4 protein-coding genes are annotated in these 3,893 nt (G+C 34.3%); 1 reads left to right on the top strand and 3 read right to left on the bottom strand.

Going from position 1 to position 3,893, the window contains the following annotated elements:
- Nucleotides 1-56: 56 nt before the first annotated feature.
- Nucleotides 57-719 (top strand): phosphoribosylglycinamide formyltransferase, encoded by a 663-nt coding sequence (gene purN, locus F6K13_RS22610; RefSeq protein WP_124154681.1) that lies wholly within the window; start codon nt 57-59, stop codon nt 717-719.
- A 71-nt stretch (nt 720-790) separates the two neighbouring features.
- Here the strand turns inward: purN and F6K13_RS22605 are convergent, their stop codons facing one another.
- The 3 genes from F6K13_RS22605 to F6K13_RS22595 form a co-directional block, all read right to left on the bottom strand.
- Complete coding sequence (locus tag F6K13_RS22605; protein ID WP_124154680.1) at nt 791-1,027, bottom strand: hypothetical protein; 237 nt, start codon at nt 1,025-1,027, stop codon at nt 791-793.
- Between the two features lie 20 nt (nt 1,028-1,047).
- Nucleotides 1,048-2,061, bottom strand: coding sequence for a galactose-1-phosphate uridylyltransferase (gene galT / locus F6K13_RS22600; RefSeq protein WP_339379557.1), 1,014 nt, complete (start codon nt 2,059-2,061; stop codon nt 1,048-1,050).
- Between the two features lie 310 nt (nt 2,062-2,371).
- Nucleotides 2,372-3,352, bottom strand: coding sequence for a pentapeptide repeat-containing protein (locus F6K13_RS22595; protein ID WP_124145061.1), 981 nt, complete (start codon nt 3,350-3,352; stop codon nt 2,372-2,374).
- Nucleotides 3,353-3,893 lie beyond the last annotated feature (541 nt).

The raw sequence follows: 3,893 nt of genomic DNA, 5'->3' as shown, positions 1-3,893 counted from the left end.
TTCCTTCTTCCTTCTGCTATATAATCTAAACAATTCCCACTATTTAACTTGCAAAAATGACAACTGAATCTCAACAACTTAATTCTAATTCTTTTCTAATTTCTCCAGCTATTCCTGAGAATTTTTCGGCAAAAAATTCTCCTTTGAAATTAGGAATTCTCGCCTCTGGGAATGGTAGTAATTTTGAGGCTATTATGGAGGCAATAAATAATCAAAAATTAAATGCTCAAGTTCAGGTAATGATTTATAATAATCCTGGAGCAAAGGTTAAAACAAGAGCAGAAAAATGGGGCGTGCCGACAATATTATTAAATCATCGAGAATACAAAAATAGAGAAAAATTTGACGGCAAAATTGTTGAAACTCTACAAGAATATGATGTAGAGTGGGTAATTATGGCGGGTTGGATGCGAATTGTTACTAAGGTTTTAATAGATGCTTTTCCTAATCAAGTTATCAATATTCATCCCAGTTTATTACCTAGTTTTCGAGGTATTAAAGCTATCGAACAAGCATTAGAAGCTGGAGTAAAAATAACTGGTTGTACGGTACATTTAGTAGATGTAGAAGTAGATAATGGTCCAATTTTAATGCAGGCGGCTGTACCAATTTTGCCTGACGATACACCAGAAACTTTGCACGAAAGAATTCAAATACAAGAACATCAAATTATTGTGGGAGCTATTGCTCTTGCTGCATCCCAAAAAGAGGTTTTATAGCAAATAAATAGTTGTTTAAGGCATAAAATAATGATCAATTTGAAACACAGAAATGTTTTTCCTACTATTCCCTATTCCCTGCTATTAAGTAGGGATTGCTGATTAAATCTCAAAGAATTGACGGATGAAGGTTTTAGCCTTTTTGGATCGAAAAAAGTGCTAGCTTTTTGGTCTAAAAAGTTCAAAAAATTAGTATTGAGGGCAGACAAAGGCAGAAAAATCAAGGGACAACTCTTCTTCCTACCTCCTCTATAATTCCCATTTATCCTGACTCCTGACTCCTGACTCCTGACTCCTACCTTTACCATGCATACTTTTTCAGCAAACCCTAAGTAGCAGTTAAAAATTCTGCATCTAGTTCTGGAAGGGAGGGATTAATTCTAATACCAGAAGCAATTTCAAAACCTGCCGGTGTGGTAAGTCGAGGTTCAATTAAACAATACCAATGTACTTGTGGTTCTTCTGCTTTATAACGAGCAGCAGTGTTAATTACATAATTATAATCTGGGTCGTTTAATTTTTCTGATAATTTGGTGAGAATATTTTTGAGAATTAATGCAAAATCTGATTTTTCTTGGTCTGAAATACTACCAAAATCACCTTGATGTTCTTTTGGCATTATCCAGATTTCAAAAGGTGCTTTAGCAGCAAAGGGAATAAAAGCTAAAAAGGATGAATTTTCCTCAATTACTCGCGTTTTATTTTGTTTTTCAAATGCTAATATTTCACAGTATAAACAGCGCCCAAATTCATCATAATATCTTTGAGCTTCTTCTTCTTGCCAGCGTCGATGTTGGGGAACAATGCTAGTAGCAATAATTTGAGAATGGGGATGACGTAAAGAAGCACCTGCTTTTTTACCATGATTTCTAAATATAATTACCATCATACTTTCATCTATTTCCATAAGTTCGATGTAACGTTGATGGTAAGTATCAATTATAATCTCTACTTCTTGGATAGACATTGTAGGAATATCTTTGCTATGGTCGGCATTTTCAATAATTACTTCATGTCTACCATAACCAGGCATGGTCAGATAAATTCCTTCTAATTTTCGATCGGTATTTCCTTCAGGAGTTAAAGCGGGAAATTTATTAGGAATAACCCGTACTTGCCAGTTAGTATTTTCTGGGTTTTGTTTCTCTAATAAAATACCTCCTAGACGCTCTTCATTACCAGTACAAAAAGGGCAGTTCGGAGAGTGACTTTCTACTTGTTCTTGTACTATATTTTCTTGTTGAAAATCCTGGGGACGTTGGCCTCGGTTTGGCGCATAAATAACCCATTCTCTTGTGGTTTTGTTGAGCCGAATATGGCTTTTGTTCATATTATTTAGCAATCTTATTTGAGTTATGAGATATTATAGATTTTAGGGAACAGGGAACAGGGAACAGGGAACAGGGAGTTATGAGATATTATAGATTTTAGGGAACAGGGAACAGGGAACAGGGAATTATGAGATATTATAGATTTTAGGGAACAGGGAACAGGGAACAGGGAATAACGAATACCAAAGCAATAAAATTATCACAAATGATTTAGGACTGCTATTTTTATAGACGGAGTGGTCGGTCGTTGACTATTCATAAGCAATTTTCCCTTCTTCCTCCCCCCTTTCAAAGGGGGGCAAGGGGGGATGCCTTCTGCCTTCATTTTTCTGGTAAATTTAACTGAGAGTAAAATTCTCTAGAATATTTAGCTTGTTGCCAGTTATTAGCAGATTTAATCTGTAATGGATTCAACCCTTTTACTTTTTGTAGGTTGGTATCTTGTAGATTAGCATCGTGAAAGTTTGCTCCTTGTAAATTTGCTTCTTGTAAGTTTGCTCCTTTCAAATTTGCACTTTGAAAGTTAGCGTTTTTCAGATAACAACCTTGCAGATTTGCTCCTTTTAAATTTGCTTCTTGTAAGTCAACACCTTGAAGATTTCCTAGTATATAAGCTCCCTCCAAATTCGCTTTTTGTAAATTTGCTTCTAAGAGATTAACTCCCTCCATATCGGCATTTTTTAGATTTGCTGAACTAAAATTTGCTTTTTGAAGTTGAGTTAAAAGAAAGAAAGTATCTTGAAGATTTGCTCCCCAGAGAAAAGCTCCTTGTAATTGAGTTAATTCAAATTTACCTCCTCGAAGGTTGGCTTCTAAAAGTTTTGCTCCTTGAAGATTTGCTTCTTTAAAATCTACATCTACTAAATTAACTTGGTCTAAATTGGTTTTAGGTAAAGATAAACCTTTTAAACAAACACCTCCTTTTACAAGTTCTTCTAGCGCTTTGATTCTAGCATAGCTAATTTGTAATCCTTGGGCAGAGTCAATTACCTGCCAAGCTTGATAATGGGATTTCTTTTTTCCCCACCTAATGTAAATAACTAATGCTGTGACAATGCTAATATTTTCAATAGTTCCTAGAATTTGCGAGTCTTCAAGGGATTCTAGAAAAACTTTACCCCACTGTGTTTTTTGTTCTATGGTATTTTCAATATAAATAATTCCTAAAATTAAGAAAATAACAGTGAGTAAAATAGTAGCAATTTCTAATAAACTATAGATAAATCTCAGCGTACTTCTGAGTAATCTTGCGAATTTCCGCTGATTGCTTAGTGAGGATAAATATTTTTTGATCGAAAGCATATTTGCAGGACTATAACTAGGGTTTTATTAGGATCAAATAAATACATTTGAGGCACTTATAATCATGGTATTTTCGTTATATAAACAATAATATCTTATTCAGACAGTACATTGTCAAGAGCTGAGTTGAAGAAGGAAGAAGCCAGAAGGAAGAAGTAGATTGGGACTCAAACTCCAACCAATTGTAGACGGTGTATTAAACCCATAAAGAAAAAGATAATGATTTATCAAAATTGTCTTATACCAATTGGATTGAGAAAATTTACAAAAAAGTAGGTATGGGGAATAGGTGAGAGAGAAAAAAGGTCTGAAAAAAATGGAATAAAAAAGATTTAATTTTGACAATTGCTGCCTGGTTTAATTTAGTAAATATAGCAGTCGAAGGAAAGGGCGCAGGTATATCAAAAGCTTAAAACTCAGACAACGCAAGATTGTTCCTTCTCTCCTAGATAACTAATCGCCTAGATAACTAAACCTTTCTTTTTTCTGCTATACATTATTTATAGACTAACTACAGGATAAAATGGTGAAAATCTAGTAT

This window comes from Okeania sp. SIO2B9, from assembly GCF_010672505.1.
Classification (GTDB): domain Bacteria; phylum Cyanobacteriota; class Cyanobacteriia; order Cyanobacteriales; family Microcoleaceae; genus Okeania; species Okeania hirsuta.
The sequence above is the reverse complement of the archived record's forward strand: the minus strand, read 5'-3'. Positions and strand labels throughout refer to the sequence as shown.